The organism is Campylobacter concisus (assembly GCF_902460715.1).
GTDB classification, from domain to species: domain Bacteria; phylum Campylobacterota; class Campylobacteria; order Campylobacterales; family Campylobacteraceae; genus Campylobacter_A; species Campylobacter_A concisus_AK.
The window spans coordinates 224,871-247,657 of the sequence record NZ_CABPUX010000003.1; the positions used below are offsets into that span (position 1 = coordinate 224,871).

The window sequence follows — 22,787 nt, forward strand, 5'->3', positions numbered from 1 at the left end:
TTACTCTATGATCTTTGGCACGGCAAAGAAGTGTCCCTCGCGTGAAGGGGCGTGCTTTAAAATTTCATCGACAACGTCACTTAAATGTGGCTCATCTTCTCTTAATGGAGTGCCACCTTTTATAGAGCTAACTACGGCCTCATCGCTGCTTAGATCGAGCTCGTTTAAGACATCGACAAAAGATACGATTTCACTTAATTGCTTCTTGATCTCTTCTCTCTTTTCATCATTAATTTGTAATGCGGAGAGTTTTTCTAGTTTATTTAAGAGAGTGTCGTCTATTTGCATTATTAAGCAACCTTTTAATTGATTTTGAGGCATTATATCACATTCAAGCTTTAATTTTGGGCTACTTTTAATTTAATTATGCTAAAATCTGCGAATTAAAATTTTTCAAAAGCAAGGAAAAACGTTGGCTATAAAAGAAGACTTAACCGAGATAAAAAAAGAGATCGACGCCCAGGAACAGTTTCTTGAGAGTATGATCAAGGGAGAGCGTTTTTTTAGGAAATACAAAACTTTGCTGATCGTGCTATGCGTGGCAGCTATCGTCGCAGTCATTGGATTTTACGCTAGTAAGGTTTTAAACGACAACAGAGTTGAGGAGGCAAATTTAGCCTATTCAAAGCTTATCTTAAATCCAAATGACGCAAGTGCTTTAAATGTTTTAAAGGAGAAAGAGCCAAGCTTATATGCGCTTTTTTCACTTGGACAAATGCTTGATAAAAACGATACAAAAGGCATTAGCGAGCTTGCAAATTTAAAAATAAATCCGATCGTAAAAGATATCATTCTTTCACAAACTGGCGATGCAAATACTCAAATTTTAAGCGAATATAACGCGCTTTTAAAAGGTTTTGAGCTTTTAAAAGAAAACAAGATCAAAGAGGCAAACGACGAATTTAACAAGATCGCACTTGACTCACAACTACAAACTTTAGTTAAAAATTTAAAACACTATCAGGGAATAAAATAATGAAAAAACTTACACTATTCTTGGCTTTTGCCTTGGCTTTAGTTCTAAGCGGATGCGGCACAAAAAGACAATATTTTGAGCCTGCGCAAACTTCTGGTGAGATATCTTTATCAAAAGATCTTCCTTCTTACATCAAATCAGCAAATGCAAATGGCGCAACGCTTGATAATGGCAACATTATCACTAAAAATGGGCTAAATAAAAGCGTTACTTTGCCTGAAAATTTCAACTTCTTAAACGAAAACAACGGTTTTGTCATCTCAGCTAGCATAAATGGCGACCTAAACGTGACTGATCCTAGCGGCCACAGCGTTTATAGCGGTAAATTTCCAACTGCGATCGTAGCAGCCTCACTTGATCAAAACCAGCTTGCAGCTATCAGCGCATCAAACCACATCTATCTAATCGATATAAGCACTGCTACTACACTAATGGAGTATAGCTCATCTGAGATCGCAGCGGTTGATTCAAGAGTTGTAGCACCTTACTTCATGAGCTCACTCATCGTCTATCCAGCGCTTGATGGTAAAATTTACATCGTGCAAAAAGATACTGGTAGAATTTTACGCGACGTTGTCGTAAGCTCTGAAAATTTCTTTAACAATATCCTATTTTTGGGAGTTGAGGGTGATAACTTGATCGCAGCAACAGCCAAAAAACTAATCGTCATCAACCCAAGCCAGACAGTTTATTATGACGGTGAGATCAAAGACGTGCTAGTTCATAACGATGAAATTTACATCTTTAAAAAAGATGGCACGATCGTAAGAACAGACCTTATGCTAAAAGAGCAAAATAAGGTAAATTTCAAATTTGCTATCTTCTCAGCGGCTACTATCATCAACAATAAGCTCTATGTTATCGAAAAAACAGGCTATGTTATAAAGACAAATTTAGACCTTAGCGGAGCTGAAATTTATGAATTTAGCGACGAGATAAAAGATAAAAGCTTCATGGGCAATGGCGCATTTTACTACGATAACGAGTATGTTAATCTAGGACAATGAACCAAAAAATTTGGGAGCTTTTTGAAGCTAAAAAGATCTTGCTAAGGGATCTAAAAAGGCTTGAGCTTAGCGAATTTACCAAGAAACGCTCGCTTGAGGCGTTTTTTGGTGTTGATACAAAAAATTTCTACGAGATCGTTTTTTTAAGAAGTGCAAATAGCAGGCTTTTGCTTAAAGAAGCCAGCGAGATAAATGAAATTTGTACTAAATTTGAAGAGAAATTTCAAACCAAGATCAAAAAACGTGTGATCTTTTACAACTCTCAAATTTGCTCAAAATCCCTAAACTACTTCAAAGAAGAAGGCTGGAGCTGTTATGATTTTGTGTGATATCGGCAACACCAACGCCTCTTTTTTACAAAATGGCAAGATCACACACATAAAAGTTAGTGAATTTAAGAACTATAAACCAAACGAAAAGGTCTATTTTATCTGTGTAAATGAAGAAATTTTGCGCATGATAGATAAGGATGAAATGTTTGTAAATTTAGAGCCTTACTTTGAGATAGACACGATATACCAAGGTCTTGGTGTAGATAGAAAAGCAGGTTGCTATATGATAAATGATGGCGTTATAGTAGATGCTGGAAGTGCCATAACCGTCGATATAATGGCAAACTCACTTCATCTTGGCGGCTACATCTTGCCAGGCATCGCAACTATGTTAAATGCCTATAAAAGCATCTCGCCACGCCTTGATGTGACGCTAAATTCGCAAATAGATATCGATGCGTTGCCTCAAAAGACGAGCGACGCTGTGAGTTATGGCATCATAAAGCCCATTATCACGCTCATTTCAAAGCTAGCTGGCAGCAAAAAAGTCTATTTTACTGGCGGAGATGGCGACTTTTTATCTAAATTTTTTAAAAATGCCATTTGCGACAAGATGCTGATCTTTCGCGCCATGCAAAAAATAATCGATGAAAAAAAGGAAATTTTAAAATGATAACAGTAGCCTTACCAAAGGGTAGGATCGCAGAAGATACACTTGAAATTTTTAGAAAAATTTTTGGTTCGAGCTTTATGTTTGAGGATAGAAAACTCATCCTTGAAGAGGGAAATTTTAGATTTTTAATGGTTCGCAACCAAGATATACCAACATACGTCACTGAAGGAGCCGCAGATATCGGCGTGGTCGGCCTTGATGTGCTTGAAGAGCATAAGCCAAATGTAGTAAGGCTACTTGATCTGCAAATAGGCAAGTGCAAGGTCTGCATCGGCATAAAAAACGAAGATGAGCTTGATTTTTCAAGGTCTGAGCTAAGGATCGCTACTAAGATGCCAAATATCACTAGAAACTACTTTGCCAAGCTTGCTGTTGGCGTCAAGATCATTAAGCTTTATGGCTCGATCGAGCTAGCACCACTTGTTGGGCTAAGTGATGCGATCGTCGATGTGGTCGAGACTGGCTCAACCATGAAGCAAAATGGGCTAAAAGTGGCTGGCGACATCATGCAAAGCTCAGCTTACTTGATCGCAAATAAAAATAGTTTTATCATCAAAAAAGATGAAATTTTGGAGCTTTATCAAAAGATAAAAGATGAAATTTCAAAGTAAAATTTGAAAAAATGTAAATAGCACAAATAAAGAAAAAATGGTTAAGGTAAAACACTGTTGCTCTCAAATGAAAGAGGCAACGAAATTAAATTGTAAGATTCATAACAATATTTATGATTGCCCAGACGTGCTTATTTCATATTATCCTAAATTTGATGAATATGGAATTATCGTTCACGATGGTGGCACAAGCAGTATTTCAATCAAATTTTGCCCTTTTTGTGGTACAAAATTACCAAAATCAAAACGAGATAAATGGTTTGACAAAATGGAAAAATTAGGAATAGATGTTGATAATGATGAAATTCCTAAAGTATATTTAAATTATGGTTGGTGGTTGAAGAAGTGATTGAAAATTTATTTTTTAACTCTTTTTAATCAACATAAAAACTAGTTGTTGCCAATTTTAAACGGCTATCACATAAAAAATCTTTAGAAATTTCTATTTAACTAGATGTAAAAGCAAGATAAAATACTTAATATTTTTTTGTCCGCTCAGAATGGCGGTGTGTTTTGTTAGATTTTTTAAGACCGAGCAGATATAACTTTGTATAAAAACAGCAAATTTGCTTTAAATTCTGCTGGCAAAATTTGATCCAAGATGGTAAATTTTATTTGATACAGTTAAAATTTAAATGGAAATAACGAGCAAATTCAGATCAAAAAATAATAATTGTTTTTGCATTTTAAAATGGCAATCTAAATTTAAATTTTTAACTTTTCTTGATAGTTAAATTTAACCGAAAACAAAAACTCAGCCTAAATTTTACCGCCAAACATTTCATACATCGCCTTCTCCTCGCCCCAAAGCTCGCGATGCTTTTTGATCGATGATTTGATAGCGTTTATGAGATAGAGCACGTCCTCTTTTGTGTGCGTGTAGTGCATGCTCACCCTCACAAAACCTGGCTTTTTCTCTAAGATCTTATTCTCTTTAAGCCCCAGCAGATCAAAAGCATAAGGCCCAGCGCACATCACACCAGCGCGGCTTTGTATACCGTAGTTGTTGCTAAGCGTTGCGGCAAAGTCATAAGGTGAAATGTCTCGCACATTAAATGAAAAAATAGGCAGTTTTTCTGCATTTTTAGGGCCATAAATGGTGATATCTTCGATGCTGCTAAGCTCTTTTTCAAAGAAATTTGCCAGCTCATCTTCGCGTGCTTTGATATTTTCTACTCCGACACTTGCTTGCAAGTTGTAGGCTAGACTTGCTCGCACCAGCCCCAAGATATAGGGCGTGCCAGCCTCTTCAAGCTGCTCGGCATTTTTTATAAAAAGGTGCTTTGATGGCGTCGCAAGTGCTATGGTGCCGCCACCTGCAAAGCTTGGTATATCGCTTGTATAAAGCTCTTTTTTGATCGCCAAAAGACCGCAACTCCCAACTCCGCCAAGTAGCTTGTGAGGCGAGAAAAAGGCTGCATCAAAGTATGCGGCGTTTAAAATTTCATGCGAGCTGGTCGCTGCACAGTCAAATGCCACCACTCCGCCAAATTTTTTAACGAGCGAGTAAATTCTTTTGTAGTCGGTTTTTACGCCTGTGACGTTTGAGGCGGCGCTAAAGCAGGCGATGATCTTTCTTTTTGCGTTTAGTTTTAGCGTCCTCTCAAGCATCACGTAGTCTATCTCGCCATTTTCATCAAGCAAGGTGCGCTCGCAGTCGCAAAGTCCCTCGCGAAAGCTAATCTCGTTTGAGTGGTGCTCATAGGGCCCAACAAGCACGAGTGGTAAATTTACGCTTCTTAAATTTGCTTCGCCGATCAAGGCTCTTGTTGCTGGCGGCAGATAAATTCCCATTATCTCCTGAAACTTCTTTATCGCAGCCGTTGCACCTTGACCTGTTGCTATTAGATAAAAGCTATCATCAAGTCCTAAAAGCTCCTTTAGCTCAGCCCTTGCGTTTTCATAGCGTTTTTGCGTTAGCACAGCGTTTGAACTACTGTCTGAGTGAGTGTTTGCGTAGGTTTTTAAAAATTTTGAAATTTCATCTTCGATAGGCGCGTAGGCAAGGCCTGAGGCCGTGTAGTCAAAATAGTAAATTCCATCTTTTAAAATGATATTTTTTCTTACTTCATCTATAGTTGGCACGATTTTCCCTTTGGTTAAAAGCGCGATTATAGTGAAATTTTGTATAAAGTGAGGTTACAAGCGGGCAGGGCGCCCACTCGCGTCTGTTTATTTGTTTAAGAAGTTTTTCTCTAACCACTCGTTAGCTTTTGCTTCACTCTCAAATCTTTGGCTCTTAGCAACTTGGTTTGCACCCTCATAAAAACGGATGCGAATGCCATCTTGAACGCTATCGATCTTGATTCTAGTGATCTTATCTTTGTTTAGATAAGTCCTGTCGTTTAGTTTTACATACATGTTTTTCTCCTTTTAAAAATTTGGTTTATTTTTTATCGTTTTTATTCTCGTCTTGTTTTAAAAATAGCTCTTTAAAGCGCTTATTTGCATAGTCTTCGATGTCGTTTTGAAGCTGTTTATAAGCGTTTATGAGCTCATGAGCCCTATCATTTAGCGTGGTGCCAGCGCTATCTCCGCCGCCTTGCTTGGTCGTAAAGAGATCTTCTTTTAAATTTTTTTGCAAAATTTGCAGATGCGACCAGCATTTTTTATAGTTCATACCTAAAATTTCAGCTGCCTTTGATATCGAGCCAACCTCGGCTATAACGTCTAAAACTTCGGTTTTACCCTTGCCAAATATAAGCTCGCCCTCGTCGTTTTCTATCCAAGTCTTTGTCTTTACTCTCATCTTTTTGCCTTTCTTTTCCTTAAAACAGCCTAGCTGACAGTACTTCACGTCAAAGCCGTAGTCTCTAAGTGTCGAGCGCATGGTCTTTAGTCCGCCATTAGCTGCCGCCATCTCCCTTGCATCTTTGCAAAAAACTCTGCCCTTTTCGTCGCTCACTTCTTTTAGTTTTAGTGACAATGTAAATTTACCGCGGTCTTTATCCAAACCACCAAACTGTCCAAGCTCGCAGTTGTCTATCTTGATGCCAAGTTTGGTTGCCTCGTCGCTTACCTCGCTTACTTCTATGCCTAGCTTGCTAGCGATCTTAAAAGCCGTTCCGCAGTCAAGTTTGCCACTTTTATTTAGCGTTTGTTTTATTAGCTCTTCTAAATTTTTACTCATAAATTCTCTCTTCGCCGCTATAAATGTTGATATTTTCGCCCCTTGCAAATCCACAAAGTGTAAGATCGAATTTACGAGCGATCACTACGCCAAGGCTAGTCGGTGCTGTCCTTGAGATAAGCGCTGGCACCCCGTGCATAACAGCCTTTGCGACCATCTCTGAGCTAAGCCTGCCACTCACCATCAAAAATGAATTTGCTAAATTAGCCCCGTCTAAAACGGCCTTGCCAACGGCTTTATCGATCGTATTGTGCTGAGCGATATCCTCGCCTATATAAAATTTATCTTCACTCACAAAGAGCTTTGCCGTATGCACGCAGCCAGTCATCTCATAAAGCTCGCACTGCGTGTAAAACTCCCTCATTTGAGCAAGGATCATATCTTTGTTAAATTTAGCCCCGCTCTTTACGGCTCTTGCCGCCATCGCCTGTGGGTCGATATTTGCCGTTGAGCTTCTGCCACAGCCACTTATTATGACCTTCTCTTCGTCAAACTGCTCTAAGCGTTTTTCATTCACTTTGGCGCTTACATAGACGCTTAGCTCGTCGGTTGAGAGCCTAACTTCAGCTATGTCTTCTGGCTTTGTGATGACATTTTCGCTGATCAAATAGCCTACAGCAAGCGCCTTTTGATCTGTAGGCGTTGCCATAACAGCACCAAATTTTTTGTCATTTATGTAAATTTCAAGCTTGATCTCACGCACCAAAATATCATCAACTCGTGCTTTTTGCTCGCCTTTATATTTGATGATCTGCGTTTTATAAATCGGTTCCATCTTGCTCCTTGAAGTTTTCACAAATGATAGCCCAAAAAGCTAAATTTATTTTGGATTGTAGTAAAAACTTGCTTAAACAAAGCAAAAAGCTTAAACGCATCTTGATACGAAATAAACGTTATTATAATTAAAATTTGATATGCAAAATAGGCATATTTCTTAAAGTATAAAATTAGAGAAAATAACAAATTTTATAGGTGCAAAAAGCACCTATAAATTTACGCTTTTAGTTTTAGTCTGTCGCCAGCGTAGTAAGCGATCTTCCAAACAGTGGTTTGTTTTAGGTTCTTTTCGCCATAACCTCTTGCAGCAACTCTGTCATTGTAGATTTTTTCGATGACATCTGACTCGCCAACTAGTAGAGCTTTTGTAGAGCACATCGCAGCACAAACTGGCACCTTGCCCTCAGAAATTCTATCTTGTCCATATACTTCGCGCTCTTCTTCACTATTAGTTGGTAACGGACCGCCTGCACACATGGTGCATTTATCCATTACGCCTCTTGCGCCAAACGCACCATCTTTAGGGAATTGTGGCGCACCAAATGGGCAAGCATACAAGCAGTATCCACAGCCTATGCAGATATCTTTATCGTGAAGCACGATGCCATCAGCTCTGATGTAGAAACAATCAACCGGACAAACAAGCGAACAAGGCGCGTCTTCGCAGTGCATACATGCGATTGACGTTGAAATTTCTTTGCCGGGCACACCTTCATTTAGTGTTATAACGCGGCGTCTTCTAACGCCGATAGGTAGTTCATGAGCTTCATCACATGCTACTGCGCAGCCGTTGCAATCAATGCATCTATCTGTGTCGCAGTAAAATTTAAGTCTATTGTTATCGTTAAATGCGCTCATATTATGCCCTTTCTATGCGGCAAAGACCGCCTTTTGTTTCTGGAATTTGAGTGACTATGTCATATCCGTAGTTTGTTACGGTATTTGCGCTCTCGCCAACTGCAAAAGGTCTTGTCCCATCAGGGAAATTTCCAGTCATATCAACACCTTGCATATATCCAGCCCAGTGGAATGGTAAGAAGATCATATTAGGCTTGACTGATGGTACGATCCTTGCGCGAACCTTGATCTTAGTGCCCTCAGGTGAATAAACCCAAACAAAATCCCAATTTTTAATGCCATGTTTAGCCGCTAGCTCTGGGTGAATGTCGGCAAACATCTCAGGCGTAATGCGTGATAGATACTTACTAGCACGCGTCTCCATACCAGCACCACTGAAATTTACGAGACGAGCTGTAATGAGGTTGATAGGGAATTCTTTTGAGAAGTCCTTACTTTGTTGCAAGCTCTTATACTTCGTATAGACACGGTAGTGATTTGGTTTATCCTCAAAGCTTGGATATTTTTGCGCAAGATCTTGACGCTGTGAGTGGATCGGCTCTCTATGCTGAGGGATCTGATCAACAAATGTCCAAACTATCGCTCTAGCACGTGCATTACCGTATGGAGCTATGCCTTTTTGCATACATTTTTCAGCGATTATGCCACTGCCATCAGTAGCCCATGTAGCGCCCATTTTTTCGCGCTCTTCATCTGTAAGTTTTATGCCAAGAACCTCCTCGATATTTTTCTTAGTTATCTCAGGATATCCGCCATTTACCGCGCCTTGCTCTGGAGCAGAGCCATCAGCTGCAAGCTGATTAACGCCGTTATGCTCTAAACCAAAGCGGTTTCTAAATCCCATACCACCTTGCATTACTGGTTTGCTTATATCATATAAATTTGGACTACCAGGGTGCTTTTCCGTCCAGCAAGGCCATGGCAAGCCGTAATACTCACCAGCTACGTCAGTGCCCTCTTTGCCCATAAGTGTTTTTTCATCAAATTTATCCCAATTTTCTTGGTGGCGTTTTAGGCGTTCAGGTGTCCAGCCTGTAAGTCCGATACTTTTTACGATATTTGCTATCTCACGGGTAGCAGCTTCTGGCCACTCTATCTTGCCATCAGCGTCCCTTATGGTGCGAGTTAGCTCGTCATAGAAGCCTATGCGTTTAGCTAGTTCAAATAAAACTTCATGATCTGGCATGCTCTCATAAAGTGGCTTACATACTTGGCTTCTCCATTGACCACTTCTGTTTGTAGCTACGACTGTGCCGCTAGTTTCATATTGAGTTGCTGCTGGGAGAAGATAAACTCCATCTTTTTTGTTAGTGATAACGCCAGCATCATTTACAAATGGATCCATAAGCACTAAAAGCTCAAGTCCGTCAAGACCTTCTTGAACCTTTGCTTGTTGTGCTGTTGAAGTGATACCATTGCCGATAACAACAAGTGCTTTTAGGCTATCTCCTGCGTTCTCAACTGGGTCATTGCCATTTTTGCCGTCAAGTACGCCAGCCCACCAGCGAGCTAGGGTAAATCCAGGCTTAAACATCCACTCTGGTTTTACAAAGTTGCCTTGTAGCCACTCGTAGTCTACTTTCCACATTTTGGCAAAATATTTCCATGTAGCTTCGTTTTTAGCATAGTATCCAGGCAAGCTATCAGGTGCGTTTGCCATGTCGCTAGCGCCCTGAACGTTGTCGTGGCCTCTTAGGATGTTACATCCGCCGCCACTTACGCCCATGTTGCCAAGAACTAGTTGCAAGATCGGAGCTATACGAGTGTTTGAGCTGCCTATTGTGTGCTGAGTTAGACCCATCGCCCAAACGACTGAGCCAGGGCGGTTTTTAGCATAAATTTCTGTGATCTCTTTTAGAGTTGCGGCTGGCACTCCAGTCACATCTTCAACGACTTCTGGTGTCCATTTTGCAGCCTCTTTACGGATCTCATCGATGCCGTATGTGCGCTCATCTATAAATTTCTTATCCTCCCAGCCATTTTTAAAGATGAGATTCATCATGCCATACATAAATGGTATGTCTGTGCCTGGGCGAATTTGTGCGAAATAATCAGCCTTTGCTGCAGTTCTTGTGTATCTTGGATCGACAACGATCAGCTTTGCGCCATTATTCTCTTTTGCTTTTAAAAAGTGTCTAAAGCCAACTGGGTGATTTACCGCTGGATTTGCGCCGATTATAAAGATAGACTTCGCGTTTTGGATATCTCCAAGGTGATTTGTCATAGCTCCATAACCCCACGTATTCGCCACACCGGCGACTGTTGCGCTATGTCAAATTCTTGCTTGGTGATCTAGGTTGTTTGTCCCAAACATCGCAGAGAATTTACTGATGTAGTAGCTCTGCTCGTTGCTATCTTTTGCTGATCCTAAGAACATAACTTGCTCTGGATTTTTCTCGCGGTAAGCTTTTAGCTTTGCGCCGATCTCGTCAAGTGCTTGCGTCATAGAGATGCGTTGCCACTTGCCGCCAACTTTTTTCATCGGATATTTTACACGGCAGTGTGAGCGCACCATATCGATAACGTCTGCACCTTTACAGCAGTGACCACCAGCACTTACTGGGTGATCTTGTGCTACTTCTTGACGTACCCATGCACCATTTTCTACCTCTGCTAATACTCCGCATCCTACAGAGCAAACTGTGCAGACAGTTTTTACTATTTTTGAGTCTGGAAATGGGTTTGCCATCTCTTGAGCTGTTGCTTCTCTTGTGACATTGCTTGCTGCAAAGCCAGCCGCGCCACAAGTACTTGCTAATGCAGCCATTTTTAAAAACGATCTACGACCGATGTTGTTTGGCGTAGTGTTTAATCTAGCTTCAGACATTTTCATCCTTTCTTAAATTTCTATCAAATTTTATTTTGCTTGTTTGTAGTAAAGTTCCCAGTTTTTGCTTCTTTTATAAAGCACTTCGGTCTTTTTACTCTTTCCTGATTTTAAATTTTCATTAGCATTTGCTGCTACCGCACCACTTGCTGCCACAGCGCCAACTAGACCGACTTTTTTTAGAAATTCGCGTCTATTTTGCATATGTACCCTCCGTTCTTAGTTTTCTTATCCTATTTTTTTCTCTTCTTATGCTTTCAGATCTTGAAAGACCATCGCTCTTTTTGTGGTCTATCTTGACCGGTTTTGGTGAGTTTAGTGCCACGCGCTCAAACGCGATAAATTCGTTTAGCAAAACGGCCACATCCTTGTAAATTTCACTATTTTTATGCTCATATAAATTCTCTATAAACTCATCAATGTTTGGATTTATAATATTTTTAAAAAGCTCCTCTTCGCACTCGTCAAATTTACCGATAAACTCGTTCATAAGCGTAAAGACAAAGCCCACGTTATCTTCATTCTCTTTAAATTTACTCTCATCTCTTCTGATGTTTGTCTTAGCCAAAATTTTACGCACATCAGCGCAAGCATGACCCACTTCATAACCCTCATCGTAAAAAGAGAGCGAGTTTCGAAGCGGACTTGGCGGAGTGTGAAAAATGTCATCAAATTCGGTGATCAAATTCTCTGGATTTTTTTCATTAATTTTACTTTTTATCTTTGCAACAGCATGTGATACTTCATCATTTAGGCTGTATTCTTCTATGAGATCAAGCATTTTACTAAGGCCATCAAATCTCTTTTCATCTTCACTAAATACGAAGAATTTAGAGAAAGTAGCGTAGTAAAGTTTTCTGCCAGCTGCAAATTCCTCTTTTGTGCTCACCTTTTTCCTTAAATAGTTTTTTAACGACACCGAAACTATACAATTAATTGCCTTATTAATGTGGCTTAAAATAAAATAAATTAGAAAAGTTAAAAAAAGCTTAAATATGCCTTAATTGCATATTTAAAAACGCCATTTTTAGGGAGTTATGTAAGATATGATTTTTTAGAAGGATTATTAAAATTTAGCTATTTTTTGATATCCATTTTTAAATTTGGGCTAAATTTAAATAGTGGGAGTAAATTTTACTCTAAAGCGAGCATCGAGCCATCTTCAAATTCTAAAAATACCCTCTCGCCGATCTTTGTAATTTCATCATCGTGGCTAAAAATTTTGATCAAAAAGTCGCCAACTTTGACCTTCAAAAGCTTTTCATCGCCCATGTAAAGCGAGGCTGAGTGCAATATCCCTGAAATTTGACCCTCTCCACTTGTTTTAGAAATTTTTATCTTGCTTGGGTTGATCGTGATCTTGCTTTTGTCTTTAAAATTTGAAGCTAAATTTAACTTTGCTTCGTCGCCAAAGCTTAGCACGCCACCTTCTATCTCAAAGATATTTTTGTATTCAAACTCGCATACCCTGCCTTTGTGTAAAAACACGCACTCGTTTGCTAGCATACTAAGCCACTTCTCGTCGTGACTTGCGATGACAAAGCCGCAGCCATATTTCTCGTGCATCAAATTTATAGCCTTGCTAAAGAGCTTTGAAGTGGCGATATCAACGCTATTTGTCGGCTCATCAAGCAGATAAAATGGCACCCTTAAAGAAAGTGCAAGTGCAAATGCGATGCGCTGCGTTTGCCCCGAGCTTAACTCAAAGTGGCGCTTGTCTAAAAATTTCTCATCAAGTCCTACAAGAGCTAGTGCTTCGCTGGTTCGCTCCTCAAATTCGCTTAGTAAATTTCTACTTTTTAAAATGGCTTTGAAATTTTCTCTAACATTTCTTTTTAAAAGGGCAGGCTCAGGCAGCAAAACGCAAATTTTACGCAGCATTTCAAGGCTTGGTCTATTTTCACCCCAAAGTGAAATTTCGCCGCTATCTGGGCTTTGCAGGCGCGAGAGTAATCTTATTAGCGTGCTTTTGCCACTGCCATTACTGCCCATTAGGGCGGTTATTTTTTTAGTATTTATATCAAGGCTTGGGATATTTAGGATCTCGCTTTTGCCGTAGCTTAGGTGTAAATTTCTTATCTTTATCAAAATTTGCTCCTATTTGTCTAGTTTTTTGAGCGCAAAGATCGCTAAATTTACTAAAAATGCGATAAATATCAAAACCATGGCAAGCGCAATACCCATGGCAAATTCGCCCTTATTTGTCTCAAGCGAAACGGCTGTGGTGATCGTTCTAGTAAAGTACTTGATGTTGCCACCTATCATCATCGCAACGCCCACTTCAGCCACGATCCTGCCGTATGCGGTGGCGATGACGACCATGAGGGCGTAGCGCAGCTCGTAAAGCACACAACAAACTAGCTTTGCCGGCGCAAGGCGCAAATTTAGGATAGTTAGATAGTGCTTTCTGTCCATATTTTCAACCACGCTTGCGGTAAGCGAGATGATGATAGGAAGAGCTAGCACAAACTGACCTAGCATGACCGCTTTTAGCGTAAAGAGTAAATTTAAGCTGCCAAGCGGGCCATTTCTAGTGATAAATGCGTATAAAATAAGACCGATCGCAACTGTTGGCATGGCAAGAGCCGTGTCACTTAAAAGGCGTAAAATTTTTCGGCCCCTAAAGTCATAAAAGCCAAGCATGAAACCAAGTGGAAAACCCACAATAACAGCAAGAAGTATCGACACGCTTGATGTGTAAAGAGTAGCCTTGATGGCTGAATATGTTTCAAGGTTGCCGTTTAAAAGTAGATTAAAGGCTTCTGCAAAGCCATTAAGTAAAAAATCCAAATATTATTCCTAAATTTTTATTCATATTATTTTAATGTGCTATAATACCACATTTTCTAAAAAGGAGAAAAATGAAAAAGATTATTTTAGGCTCACTAGCAGCCGCAGTTTTGGCGTTTGGCGCTGACAATGAACTAATCATGGCGACTACAACAAGTACAGATAACACTGGCTTACTTGATGCGATCTATCCAGCTTATAAAGCAAAAACAGGTGTTGATATAAAATGGACAGCTGTTGGTACAGGTGCGGCTCTAAAGCTTGGCGAAGACTGCAATGCTGACATACTTTTTGTTCACTCACCAAAAGTTGAGAAAGAATTTGTAGAAAAAGGCTTTGGCTTAAAAAGAAATGCCGTAATGTACAATGACTTCGTCGTTATCGCTGATAAATCAATCGCTGATAAATTTAAAGGTAAAGATATCAAACAAAGTTTTGAGCTTATCAAAAAAGATGGTATCAAATTCTTCTCACGTGGCGACAAATCAGGCACAGATAATAAAGAAAAAGGCATCTGGAAAAAGATCGCTGGTGAAGTCCCTGAAAAAGATAGCTGGTATATGCAAACAGGTCAAGGCATGCTAGCTACGATAAATGCTGCTGCTGAGCAAAAAGGCGTTACATTTACTGATCGCGGTACTTATATCAAATATGAAGCAAATCAAAAAGGTCATCCTGAGATGGTCATCATCAACGAGGGCGACAACGACCTTAAAAACTTCTACTCTCTAATAGCAGTAAATCCAAAACACTGCCCTAAAACTGACATCGAAAATGCAGAGAAATTTATAAAATGGGCAACAAGCGAAGAGGGTCAGAAATTTATAGGTGACTTCAAACTTCTTGATAAGCCACTTTTCACTCCAGACGCAAACACACGCAAAAACTAATTCAACGGGCGAGCAATCGCCCATTTTTTTATAAATTTTCATATTTTTTAAATTTATTTTTAATCACTTAAACTAAAAAACCAAATTCAAAATAAGACAAAAACGGCAAAAAGCTCCGTAAATTCAGTGTCAAAGAAATATGCAAATTTTGCATATTTACTTAAAAGAAAATTAAAAAAAATTATTAGTTTTAAAAATAATTTTATATTCTAAGGTATATAATAACCGAGTTATTAGAAATATTACTTGAAAGGAAATCTATGCAAAAGATTATTCAAACAACCTGTCCGTATTGCGGAACTGGTTGCGGCATAGACCTTATCGTAGAAAACGGTAGGATAGTCGATGCAAAGCCGACTGAGAACCACCATGTAAATGATGGCGAGTTGTGCTTAAAAGGTATGTTTGGTTGGGAATTTGTAAATTCTCCAAAACGTTTAACTAAACCAATGATGAGAAAACTAAACGGAGAGTTTAACAAAGAGGGCAAACTTGAAGAGGTTAGCTTTGAAGAGGTTTATGAATTTTTAGGAAAGACTTTTAAAAATAGCGTTGAAAAATATGGTCCAAGCTCTATAATGGGCTTTAGTTCAGCTCGTTCAAACAACGAAGACAACTATGTATTTCAAAAATTCTTTCGTGCTTTAGGAAGTAACAACGTAGATCACTGCGCTCGTCTTTGACACGCTCCAACAGTGGCAGGTCTTGCCAGCACCCTTGGAAATGGAACAATGACAAACGATCTTGTTGAATTTGCGACTGATACAGATGTATTTTTACTAATAGGCACAAACACAAGCGAATGCCACCCTATCATCGCTATGCAGATGCAAAGAGGCTTAGAGCGCGGTGCAAAAATGATCGTTGTGGATCCAAAACGCACCGATATGGCTAAAAAAGCCGATATATTCTTGCAAATTCCAGTTGGCTCAAACATCAAAACACTAAACACAATGATGAATGTCATCATCTCTGAAAATTTACAAGATAGTGAATTTATCGAAAAATATGCAGAGGGTTTTGAGTACCTAAAAGAAGCCGTAAAAGACTTCACTCCTGAGAGATTTGAGCGTGAGACTGGCGTCAAAAAAGAGCTTATCACTGAGGCTGCTAGGATGTATGCAAAAGCTGGCAGTGCTGCTATTTGCTACACTATGGGTATCACTCAGTTTAGCGACGGTACATCAAATGTATTTTCGCTTTCAAATTTAGCGATCCTAACAGGAAATTTAGGTAAAAAAGGCGCTGGAGTAAATCCACTTCGTGGACAAAACAACGTTCAAGGCTCATGCGATATGGGCGCACTACCTAACGTCATCCCAGCAGGTGCAGTAAATAGCGCTTATGCACAAGAGCAAGCTCGCAAAGTTTGGCACTTCGAGCTTAATCCAGTGCCTGGCTTTAAACTAACATACGCACCTGATAAGATGGATAGCGGCGAGCTAAAAGTGCTTTACGTTTATGGCGAAAACCCTGTTATGAGTGACCCTTGGACAGAGCACTTTGTGCATGCTACGCACCACCTAGACTGCTTTATCGTGCAAGATCTATTCTTTACTGAAAGTGCTCAAAAGGCCGATGTCGTCTTACCTGCAGCTGGATGGGGCGAAAAAGATGGTACATTTATCAACACATCTCGCCGCGTTCAAAGAACTAGAAAAGCAAGCGAACCAGTAGGTGGCGTAGAGCCTGACTGGAAAGTAGTTTGCAACATCGCAAAAGCTATGGGACTTGAGGGATTTGACTTCTTAAGTGCAGAAGAGGTTTGGGATGAGCTTAGAAAACTAATGCCTAAATTCTTTGGTGGTATCAGCTACTATAGGCTTGAAAAACTAGGTGGCATCAGCTGGCCATGCCCTGATGAAGATCACCCAGGCACACCTGATCTTTATACCGATCACAAATCAATGCTACCTGATGGTAAATTCCGCCTAGCTCCAGTGCTTTACGCTGACGATAAAGATAAGCGTGCGAGTATGGAGGCTGAATTTAAAGCCAAAATGCATATACCTGATGGCTATCCAGTAGGCTCAGGTGCGATGAGCGAAGTACCAGATGAGGTCTATCCTTGCTTATTTACAACAGGTAGAAAAGTTTATCACTACCATACAGGTACGATGACTAGAGAGTGCCCACCACTAGAGTATGGTGCTGGTATCGAAGGTCCGCTAATCGAAGTAAGCCCTGATATCGCAAGAGAAAGAGAGCTAGAAGATGGCTGCTACGCAATGGTAGAGAATAAACGTGGTAGGATTGCAGCTAAACTTCGCGTAAATCCTGACCTTAGAGAAAGCACGATATTTACGACTTTCCACTATAGTGAGGCTGACGGTAACGAGCTTGCAAACGCACAAGACCACGACCCACTCTCAGGTATCACACCTCTTAAGATCACTATAGCTAACATAAAAAAATTAAGCGAAGAAGAGTATATAGCATTTAGACAACAAAACGAGATGTCTATGCACTCTGAAAAACCTTATCTTTCACCTGTTAGATCATAATTTCAAGGGCGCAATGCCCTTGAAATTTTAATTCAAATTTTCATAGTAAATCAACTTTTATTAACTAAAATTTTCTATTGTTTTAGATGAAATCTCATAGTAAGAATAGGTTGTTTTTATAAAATTGCTATGAAGTGCTATCTCTATTTTTTACATCTATCAAGGCTCTTAGACTTTTAAAGCTTGTATGCGTCAGCTAAAAGCTTTGTTGGCTTTAACTTTTAAATTCTGTGATCACTAATTGGCATGAGAGCATAGGTATTGTTTTTCTTTTAGCTGACTAAGGCAAATGTTTTGGCTACTTTTTTGAGCTAGTCAGCCAAATAGTCAGCTAAAAAGTTATGATAATAATAGTTTGTCATTGTTTGTGATAGTTTGTAATTTTTTGAATAAAGGCTTTAAAATAACGTTAAAATCGCGGTTCAATGTTTGCAAAAGTTGATAAAAAATCGTGATTATTTATGAGTGGTGGCGGACAGAGAGGGACACTCCGCCAATTTTATAACTTTTATCACTTTTTAACCTTTCAAAAGCCCGATATATGCGGCTTTTTATTGATATGAAGATTATATATTTTAAAGCTTTATTTTTGCTGATTTTCTGTAACAAATATCCAAATTCTCTGTAACAAGTATTCTATGATTTTAAGGAGCTTTTAGAGTATTTTTAATAAAAAACTTGTCCGATTATCAGGACAACTTTTTCTAAAATTTTTAGCTATAGAAATTTTTGTTTTAATAAAATCAAAGACTCTAAAGTGCTATAATCTACCCAAATTTAAAAGGACTTTTATGACTACCATGATAAACATTCAAACAACTGCAGATAATACTACTCTTGAAGCGATAAAGGCTCTACTTTTTAAAATAGATCCAGCTGCTATTTTTGAAACTTATGGTGAGCAGCAAAACTATCTTAGCAAAGAGGACGAAGAGCATCTAAAGAGGATTTCTGATATGGATGATAAAGGAGAGCTAGAGTATGTCTCAATGGACGAAATGAATGCTCATGTAAATTCTCTTTTTAAAAAATACGATGCCTAAATGCAGCAAATTCCTTATTTAAGCAAGGACTTTTTAAGCCAACTTGATGCGATTTTAGATTTTTACTCTAAGGATAGCATTGAGACTGCTCGGGCTTTTTATATTGAGCTGGTAGAAAGGCTAAAAAGCATCTCTTATATGCCTTACAGATTTAGAAAAAATAAAACAATCAATAGAGAAGACACGAGAGATCTTATCTTTAAAGGGTATGTGGTGGTCTTTCGTATAGAACAAGACTATATAAAAATACTTGCAATATATAAGCACAATCTCACTCCTTACTCATAGAAATACACTATTAGCTTAAATTTATAAAGACTGTAGCTCTAAATTACTATTTAGCTCTTGCATCTTAATCTCCACAGGAAAGGCTATACCAAAGTGTTCAAGCTCTCTTTTTAGCTTGATATTTGTATTTGCATGAGTTATGACTAGATTATAAATTTCTTCTTTTACTTGCCTTATCTCTTCTCTTGCCAATTCTATTTCACTATTCTTTTTGATAAGCTCTTGATTAGCCTTGCAAAACTCATTTTTAGTAGTTTGTAGCTCCGTCTCTTGAGCTTTATATAAGCTTTCTTGATCGCTAAGCCTTGTTCTTAGTGTTTGATTTTCATGCTCTAGCTCTTCTACCTTTACTTTTTGCTCTTCACTATATCCAGTAATGATCCCTATATATGTCTCATCTTTTTCAATGATAGCCTCTAGCTCTTCTAGTTTTTTCATAAGCTTATCATTTTCACTAGCTACTCTAAAAGCTTTTAGTTTCTTATGCTTACTGCCACCATCTCCTTTTATCATTCCCAGAATTTCAGCATTTGTGTTATATACAATTTTAAAAACGGTTTTATAGTCCAAATTCGGATCAGTTGTATTCTTCTTAAATCTTTGCATTTGGTTTCTGCCATTTACTAAGCTATTCCATTCTACATGAGCATGCTTTTGAAATATTGGTTCAAACTCTTCATATTCTAGTTCAGCCCCTTTTTCATAGTATTGCTTACCATTTACACTCTCTTTTATATGTATGTAATAAGCCCTGCCATCCTTATCTGTAATGTATGTGCCACCTAGTTTGCCATTTTCATCATGAAATAGTGGAAATATCTCCTTGTTATCGCTCTTTCTCAAAAGGTGCCCTTCATCACTATGAATGTATAAATTTATGGGTTCAATATTTAAAATTTTGCTTACAGCTTTTATGGATTTTAGTAAGCTTGATAGTTGCGTATGCTCGTTTAGTCCTATGACGCATTCATAGTGACAGTTTTGTTTTAGTGGTTTTTTGCCCTTGTGCTTATCTATCAGCTTGATCTTGCCAAGATGCGATACTTCATACTTCATCTCATCTCTTCTTTTTTGCCATAAGTCATCGAAGCTAAGCTTATTTAATCTTACGTGCCTCACGGGCTTTTTCAAGATCCCATATTTTTCGTTTAGATAGTATCCTGGCATTAGGTAGCCAGGTTTTTCTTCTCTACTATTGTGAGTATTTGTGCGGTTACTAGCTAGCTCAAATGTTATGTTTGCTTGTTGGTTTTTAAACATATTGCCTCTTTAAATTTAATATCTATTTATAGTAATTATATGTATTTGGGCAAAAATCATTCGTCTAAACCATTTTATTGCCCAAATTGGTTTAGATAGCTCTAAACCTTTGGGCTCTGCGAGGCTTTTTAATGTAAAAATAAGCATAAAATATAAAGTTAAAAATAGAATAAGAAGATTTTATATAGAATAACTAATTTTAAAAATATAGGTTTTATATGGTAACTAGAGAGATAAAATGTAGGTATTGTCAAGGATATGGATTTATAAGAGCAGACAAAAACTGTCCTGTATGTGGAGGGACTGGTAAAGTAACCCAAACTGATTTGGAAATTGGTAAAAAACTTCCAGATGCCGCTCAAGGAATTTTTGACACTATCTTGATAATATTTGAAAAACCTTTAATTTTTTTCATATCTGGGTTAATTTTATATGCCATTTGTAAATATCAACTAGGGTTGGAGTTAGGATACATAAGCGGAGCTCTTATAGTCGGTTCCTTTCTTCATGTATTTAATATCTTTAGTAAAGATTTTGGCAAAATTCATAAGATACTTATAACTGCCTCTATTATATTATTTGCAATGCTATTTCTATATATTCGTAAAAGTCAAGACCCCAATGCAGATCTGTTGTATATTCTAGGTTTTTTATTTGTAAATTTTATTAGTTTTTACAAGTCATATTATAAATTTGCCTGCGGTGTTATAGCGTTTGCAGTATTAGGTTTCTTTTTGAAATATATTTTTAGTTAATTATTATTAGTAAATTCTGGATTTATCTTTGTTGGTATTTTAGAATATAGGGGACGAGAAATACCATAGAGGATCCCAATGGAACTATCATTAAGTAAAGCAGTTTTCTTGAGGCTATTTTACTATCAAGATTTTTTGATAGCATTCAAAATTTAAAAGAGTGTTTAAAAGAGATTTTATTAAAAATTAACTAACCTGAAGTTATATAGCTACTTATGAATTTATAAGTAGCTATATATGTTTTTGTTTATAGGCTATCTTATAAGTATTACCTAATTTGATTCTCGTAGCCAGTTGAATCTTTGCAACACATTACATCCTTCCATATCTCCACCATCACAAGCTTTTTGAAAAAGTTTCATTGCCTTATCAATATCTCTTGCTACTCCATCGCCATTGAAATAGGCACTCCCTAGATTAAAGCATCCTTCTGCTTCTCCACCATCGCAAGCTTTTTGGTAAAGTTGTGCTGCCTTATTAAGATTTTTTGCTACTCCATCGCCATTGCGATAAGCATTACCTAAATAAAGACATCCTTTCATTTCTCCACCATCGCAAGCTTTTTGGTGAAGTTGCGCTGCTTTATTAAGATTTTTTGCTACTCCATTACCAAAATAATAGGCATTACCTAAATTAAGACATCCAATCATCTCTTCATTATCACAAGCTTTTTGGTAAAGCTGTACTGCCTTACCAAAATCTTTGGTTACTCCATCGCCATTTTGGTAAGTAACACCTAGATTAGCACATCCTTTCATTATCCCACCATCACAAGCTTTTTGGTAAAGTTGTGCTGCCTTATTAAGATTTTTTGCTACTCCATTACCATTGTAATAAGCATTACCTAAATCAAGACATCCAATCATCTCTTCATTATCACACGCTTGTTCGTAAAGCTGTGCAGATTTATAAAGATCTTTAGATACTCCATTGCCGTATTGATAAGCTTCTCCCAAAAAAGTACAACCAAACATATTTTTACCATTGCAAGCTTTTTCGTAAAGCTGGACTGCCTTGCCAAGATCCGTGGCTGCTCCTTCTCCTTTTTGATAGGCAATACCCGAATAAATACATCCATCCATTATTCCGCCATCACAAGCTTTTTCGTAAAGTTGTATTGCCTTATTAATATCTTTAGTTACACCATTGCCATAGTAATAAGCCTTACCTAGCTCAGCACAAATTTTAAAATCACCATCTTGACACTTTTCTAGATCTGTTATACTTTGTGATCTTTCTGCTTTTATACTTACGCTTGCCTGTGTGTCATCTGCTACATAGACTTTTTGCTCACCACATATCCTGAGCATATTATTTTTTTCATTAGGGAAGCATACCTTTACATTATGCTCTCCCTCTGCTATTTGAACGACCAACGGACCGCTTGCCGATGTTATACCTTTTTTTTCATCATCCACATAGACAGTTCCACCATCTTTGACTTTCATAAAAAGCATTTTTGGCATATATCCATCTATGGAAAGTGTAGCTTTGGCTTGAAGCAAATTTAAACTAAAAGCTGTAATTATTAAAACTTTTATGATATTTTTCATCACTGCCATCATTTATCCTATCTAAAACTAAAGGTATATGTTCCGACATTTGTTGGGACAACTATCTCTAAAATTCTATCTTTTTGGCATACCATTAAAGATTCTCTAGCATCTCCATACTCAAATGCAAGCTTGCTATTTTCTTCGACACCAAATTGTCTAACAAAATTTTTGCGTTCTTCTTTTGACCGAAATGCATTTTGAAACATTTCTCCAAAATATCCAGCAAAGGAATTCCCTCCCCCACGTTGTCTAAGATAATCATCAAATACCTTATTTGATTTTTTGTCATCATATATTACACATCCTGCCTTACCTTTATTTACTACTATGTTAGGGTAATCAACAATAAGCCTACCATCATAAAGCGATGTAATCTCAAAACTAAAACCAGCATCATCTGGATTGTCTTGATATAGCTTTAACTTAAAAGGCGCAGCCCCAAACATAGCTAATGGCAAGCTAGCTATTAGCAAACTTGAAAATACTTTTTTCATAACAATCTCCTTATTTGAAATTCATTCATTAGGTTAAAAATCATATAAGAATTATTCTTATTGAATACTTAATTCA

The 22,787-nt window shown here is 38.0% G+C and carries 25 protein-coding genes; 11 read left to right on the forward strand and 14 right to left on the reverse strand.

The features are described 5' to 3' along the window. Entirely contained in the window at positions 1-288 is a 288-nt protein-coding gene (gatC, locus tag F3G91_RS09870; RefSeq protein ID WP_021085025.1) for an Asp-tRNA(Asn)/Glu-tRNA(Gln) amidotransferase subunit GatC, read from the reverse strand. 124 nt (positions 289-412) lie between these two features. Here gatC and F3G91_RS09875 point away from each other — a divergent pair, with 124 nt between their 5' ends. From F3G91_RS09875 to F3G91_RS09900, 6 genes are read left to right on the forward strand one after another with little or no spacing between them, the layout of a single operon-like run. Continuing rightward, positions 413-976 carry a tetratricopeptide repeat protein gene (locus F3G91_RS09875; protein ID WP_103650330.1) on the forward strand — a complete coding sequence of 188 codons (564 nt, stop codon included), beginning with the start codon at positions 413-415 and terminating at the stop codon, positions 974-976. Further along, positions 976-1,983 (forward strand): L-seryl-tRNA selenium transferase, encoded by a 1,008-nt coding sequence (locus tag F3G91_RS09880; protein WP_149701456.1) that lies wholly within the window; start codon positions 976-978, stop codon positions 1,981-1,983. Before F3G91_RS09875 ends, F3G91_RS09880 begins: the two co-directional genes overlap by 1 nt. Next, complete coding sequence (locus F3G91_RS09885) at positions 1,980-2,312, forward strand: hypothetical protein (RefSeq protein WP_103650332.1); 333 nt, start codon at positions 1,980-1,982, stop codon at positions 2,310-2,312. The genes F3G91_RS09880 and F3G91_RS09885 overlap by 4 nt, the downstream gene beginning before the upstream one ends. Further along, positions 2,299-2,928, forward strand: a complete 630-nt coding sequence (locus tag F3G91_RS09890) for a type III pantothenate kinase (RefSeq protein WP_103569661.1) — start codon at positions 2,299-2,301, stop codon at positions 2,926-2,928. Before F3G91_RS09885 ends, F3G91_RS09890 begins: the two co-directional genes overlap by 14 nt. Further along, the gene (gene hisG, locus F3G91_RS09895; protein WP_087582879.1) at positions 2,925-3,539 is read left to right on the forward strand and encodes an ATP phosphoribosyltransferase; all 615 of its coding nucleotides are present in this window, start codon (positions 2,925-2,927) and stop codon (positions 3,537-3,539) included. The genes F3G91_RS09890 and hisG overlap by 4 nt, the downstream gene beginning before the upstream one ends. Positions 3,540-3,576: 37 nt before the next feature. Next, a complete protein-coding gene (locus tag F3G91_RS09900) occupies positions 3,577-3,888 on the forward strand; it encodes a DUF6980 family protein (RefSeq protein ID WP_219811074.1) in 312 nt (103 codons plus the stop codon). 410 nt (positions 3,889-4,298) lie between these two features. Here the strand turns inward: F3G91_RS09900 and F3G91_RS09905 are convergent, their stop codons facing one another. The 10 genes from F3G91_RS09905 to tupB form a co-directional block, all read right to left on the reverse strand. Next, the gene (locus F3G91_RS09905; protein WP_149701457.1) at positions 4,299-5,624 is read right to left on the reverse strand and encodes an aminotransferase class V-fold PLP-dependent enzyme; all 1,326 of its coding nucleotides are present in this window, start codon (positions 5,622-5,624) and stop codon (positions 4,299-4,301) included. 87 nt (positions 5,625-5,711) lie between these two features. Further along, positions 5,712-5,900: a hypothetical protein gene (locus tag F3G91_RS09910; protein ID WP_002941192.1), complete on the reverse strand. Its 189-nt coding sequence runs from the start codon at positions 5,898-5,900 to the stop codon at positions 5,712-5,714. A 25-nt stretch (positions 5,901-5,925) separates the two neighbouring features. Next, positions 5,926-6,669, reverse strand: coding sequence for a winged helix-turn-helix domain-containing protein (locus tag F3G91_RS09915; RefSeq protein ID WP_149701458.1), 744 nt, complete (start codon positions 6,667-6,669; stop codon positions 5,926-5,928). Next, a complete protein-coding gene (gene fdhD / locus F3G91_RS09920; RefSeq protein WP_149701459.1) occupies positions 6,662-7,444 on the reverse strand; it encodes a formate dehydrogenase accessory sulfurtransferase FdhD in 783 nt (260 codons plus the stop codon). Before fdhD ends, F3G91_RS09915 begins: the two co-directional genes overlap by 8 nt. A 218-nt stretch (positions 7,445-7,662) precedes the next feature. Next, positions 7,663-8,304: a formate dehydrogenase FDH3 subunit beta gene (fdh3B, locus tag F3G91_RS09925; protein WP_009294800.1), complete on the reverse strand. Its 642-nt coding sequence runs from the start codon at positions 8,302-8,304 to the stop codon at positions 7,663-7,665. A 1-nt stretch (position 8,305) separates the two neighbouring features. Continuing rightward, entirely contained in the window at positions 8,306-11,131 is a 2,826-nt protein-coding gene (locus F3G91_RS09930) for a formate dehydrogenase subunit alpha (RefSeq protein ID WP_149701460.1), read from the reverse strand. 30 nt (positions 11,132-11,161) lie between these two features. Next, positions 11,162-11,335 (reverse strand): twin-arginine translocation signal domain-containing protein, encoded by a 174-nt coding sequence (locus tag F3G91_RS09935; RefSeq protein ID WP_002941238.1) that lies wholly within the window; start codon positions 11,333-11,335, stop codon positions 11,162-11,164. After that, a complete protein-coding gene (locus tag F3G91_RS09940; protein ID WP_148818444.1) occupies positions 11,325-12,020 on the reverse strand; it encodes a TorD/DmsD family molecular chaperone in 696 nt (231 codons plus the stop codon). Before F3G91_RS09940 ends, F3G91_RS09935 begins: the two co-directional genes overlap by 11 nt. 245 nt (positions 12,021-12,265) lie before the next feature. Beyond that, positions 12,266-13,219 (reverse strand): tungstate ABC transporter ATP-binding protein TupC, encoded by a 954-nt coding sequence (gene tupC, locus F3G91_RS09945; protein ID WP_149701461.1) that lies wholly within the window; start codon positions 13,217-13,219, stop codon positions 12,266-12,268. 9 nt (positions 13,220-13,228) lie between these two features. Continuing rightward, positions 13,229-13,921, reverse strand: coding sequence for a tungstate ABC transporter permease TupB (tupB, locus tag F3G91_RS09950; RefSeq protein WP_107930093.1), 693 nt, complete (start codon positions 13,919-13,921; stop codon positions 13,229-13,231). A 71-nt stretch (positions 13,922-13,992) separates the two neighbouring features. On the opposite strand from tupB, the gene tupA reads away from it, so the two are divergent. The 4 genes from tupA (at position 13,993) to F3G91_RS09975 (ending at position 18,646) form a co-directional block, all read left to right on the forward strand. Then, positions 13,993-14,811: a tungstate ABC transporter substrate-binding protein TupA gene (gene tupA, locus F3G91_RS09955; protein WP_002941321.1), complete on the forward strand. Its 819-nt coding sequence runs from the start codon at positions 13,993-13,995 to the stop codon at positions 14,809-14,811. A 260-nt stretch (positions 14,812-15,071) separates the two neighbouring features. Next, positions 15,072-17,315, forward strand: a complete 2,244-nt coding sequence (locus F3G91_RS10775) for a molybdopterin oxidoreductase family protein (RefSeq protein WP_411160734.1) — start codon at positions 15,072-15,074, stop codon at positions 17,313-17,315. 791 nt (positions 17,316-18,106) lie between these two features. Beyond that, entirely contained in the window at positions 18,107-18,358 is a 252-nt protein-coding gene (locus tag F3G91_RS09970; RefSeq protein ID WP_107796919.1) for a hypothetical protein, read from the forward strand. Next, a complete protein-coding gene (locus F3G91_RS09975; protein ID WP_107796920.1) occupies positions 18,359-18,646 on the forward strand; it encodes a type II toxin-antitoxin system RelE/ParE family toxin in 288 nt (95 codons plus the stop codon). It abuts the gene before it with no gap. Between the two features lie 21 nt (positions 18,647-18,667). On the opposite strand, the gene F3G91_RS09980 is transcribed toward F3G91_RS09975, so the two are convergent. Continuing rightward, positions 18,668-19,906 (reverse strand): hypothetical protein, encoded by a 1,239-nt coding sequence (locus F3G91_RS09980; RefSeq protein WP_107796921.1) that lies wholly within the window; start codon positions 19,904-19,906, stop codon positions 18,668-18,670. A 218-nt stretch (positions 19,907-20,124) separates the two neighbouring features. Between F3G91_RS09980 and F3G91_RS09985 the strand changes: the two genes are divergently transcribed. Beyond that, complete coding sequence (locus F3G91_RS09985; RefSeq protein WP_149701464.1) at positions 20,125-20,661, forward strand: hypothetical protein; 537 nt, start codon at positions 20,125-20,127, stop codon at positions 20,659-20,661. A gap of 272 nt (positions 20,662-20,933) precedes the next feature. On the opposite strand, the gene F3G91_RS09990 is transcribed toward F3G91_RS09985, so the two are convergent. Both F3G91_RS09990 and F3G91_RS09995 read right to left on the reverse strand, forming a co-directional pair. After that, positions 20,934-22,223, reverse strand: a complete 1,290-nt coding sequence (locus tag F3G91_RS09990) for an SEL1-like repeat protein (protein ID WP_188116833.1) — start codon at positions 22,221-22,223, stop codon at positions 20,934-20,936. An 8-nt stretch (positions 22,224-22,231) separates the two neighbouring features. Beyond that, entirely contained in the window at positions 22,232-22,711 is a 480-nt protein-coding gene (locus tag F3G91_RS09995) for a hypothetical protein (RefSeq protein WP_149701466.1), read from the reverse strand. Positions 22,712-22,787 lie beyond the last annotated feature (76 nt).

Excerpts from the sequence above, each read along its gene's own strand:
- gatC (WP_021085025.1), bottom strand. The coding sequence starts at position 288 with ATGCAAATAGACGACACTCTCTTAAATAAACTAGAAAAACTCTCCGCA.
- F3G91_RS09880 (WP_149701456.1), top strand. The coding sequence starts at position 976 with ATGAAAAAACTTACACTATTCTTGGCTTTTGCCTTGGCTTTAGTTCTA.
- F3G91_RS09885 (WP_103650332.1), top strand. The coding sequence starts at position 1,980 with ATGAACCAAAAAATTTGGGAGCTTTTTGAAGCTAAAAAGATCTTGCTA.
- F3G91_RS09890 (WP_103569661.1), top strand. The coding sequence starts at position 2,299 with ATGATTTTGTGTGATATCGGCAACACCAACGCCTCTTTTTTACAAAAT.
- hisG (WP_087582879.1), top strand. The coding sequence starts at position 2,925 with ATGATAACAGTAGCCTTACCAAAGGGTAGGATCGCAGAAGATACACTT.
- F3G91_RS09900 (WP_219811074.1), top strand. The coding sequence starts at position 3,577 with ATGGTTAAGGTAAAACACTGTTGCTCTCAAATGAAAGAGGCAACGAAA.
- F3G91_RS09910 (WP_002941192.1), bottom strand. The coding sequence starts at position 5,900 with ATGTATGTAAAACTAAACGACAGGACTTATCTAAACAAAGATAAGATC.
- F3G91_RS09915 (WP_149701458.1), bottom strand. The coding sequence starts at position 6,669 with ATGAGTAAAAATTTAGAAGAGCTAATAAAACAAACGCTAAATAAAAGT.
- fdhD (WP_149701459.1), bottom strand. The coding sequence starts at position 7,444 with ATGGAACCGATTTATAAAACGCAGATCATCAAATATAAAGGCGAGCAA.
- fdh3B (WP_009294800.1), bottom strand. The coding sequence starts at position 8,304 with ATGAGCGCATTTAACGATAACAATAGACTTAAATTTTACTGCGACACA.
- F3G91_RS09935 (WP_002941238.1), bottom strand. The coding sequence starts at position 11,335 with ATGCAAAATAGACGCGAATTTCTAAAAAAAGTCGGTCTAGTTGGCGCT.
- tupA (WP_002941321.1), top strand. The coding sequence starts at position 13,993 with ATGAAAAAGATTATTTTAGGCTCACTAGCAGCCGCAGTTTTGGCGTTT.
- F3G91_RS09970 (WP_107796919.1), top strand. The coding sequence starts at position 18,107 with ATGACTACCATGATAAACATTCAAACAACTGCAGATAATACTACTCTT.
- F3G91_RS09975 (WP_107796920.1), top strand. The coding sequence starts at position 18,359 with ATGCAGCAAATTCCTTATTTAAGCAAGGACTTTTTAAGCCAACTTGAT.
- F3G91_RS09980 (WP_107796921.1), bottom strand. The coding sequence starts at position 19,906 with ATGTTTAAAAACCAACAAGCAAACATAACATTTGAGCTAGCTAGTAAC.
- F3G91_RS09985 (WP_149701464.1), top strand. The coding sequence starts at position 20,125 with ATGGTAACTAGAGAGATAAAATGTAGGTATTGTCAAGGATATGGATTT.
- F3G91_RS09990 (WP_188116833.1), bottom strand. The coding sequence starts at position 22,223 with ATGGCAGTGATGAAAAATATCATAAAAGTTTTAATAATTACAGCTTTT.
- F3G91_RS09995 (WP_149701466.1), bottom strand. The coding sequence starts at position 22,711 with ATGAAAAAAGTATTTTCAAGTTTGCTAATAGCTAGCTTGCCATTAGCT.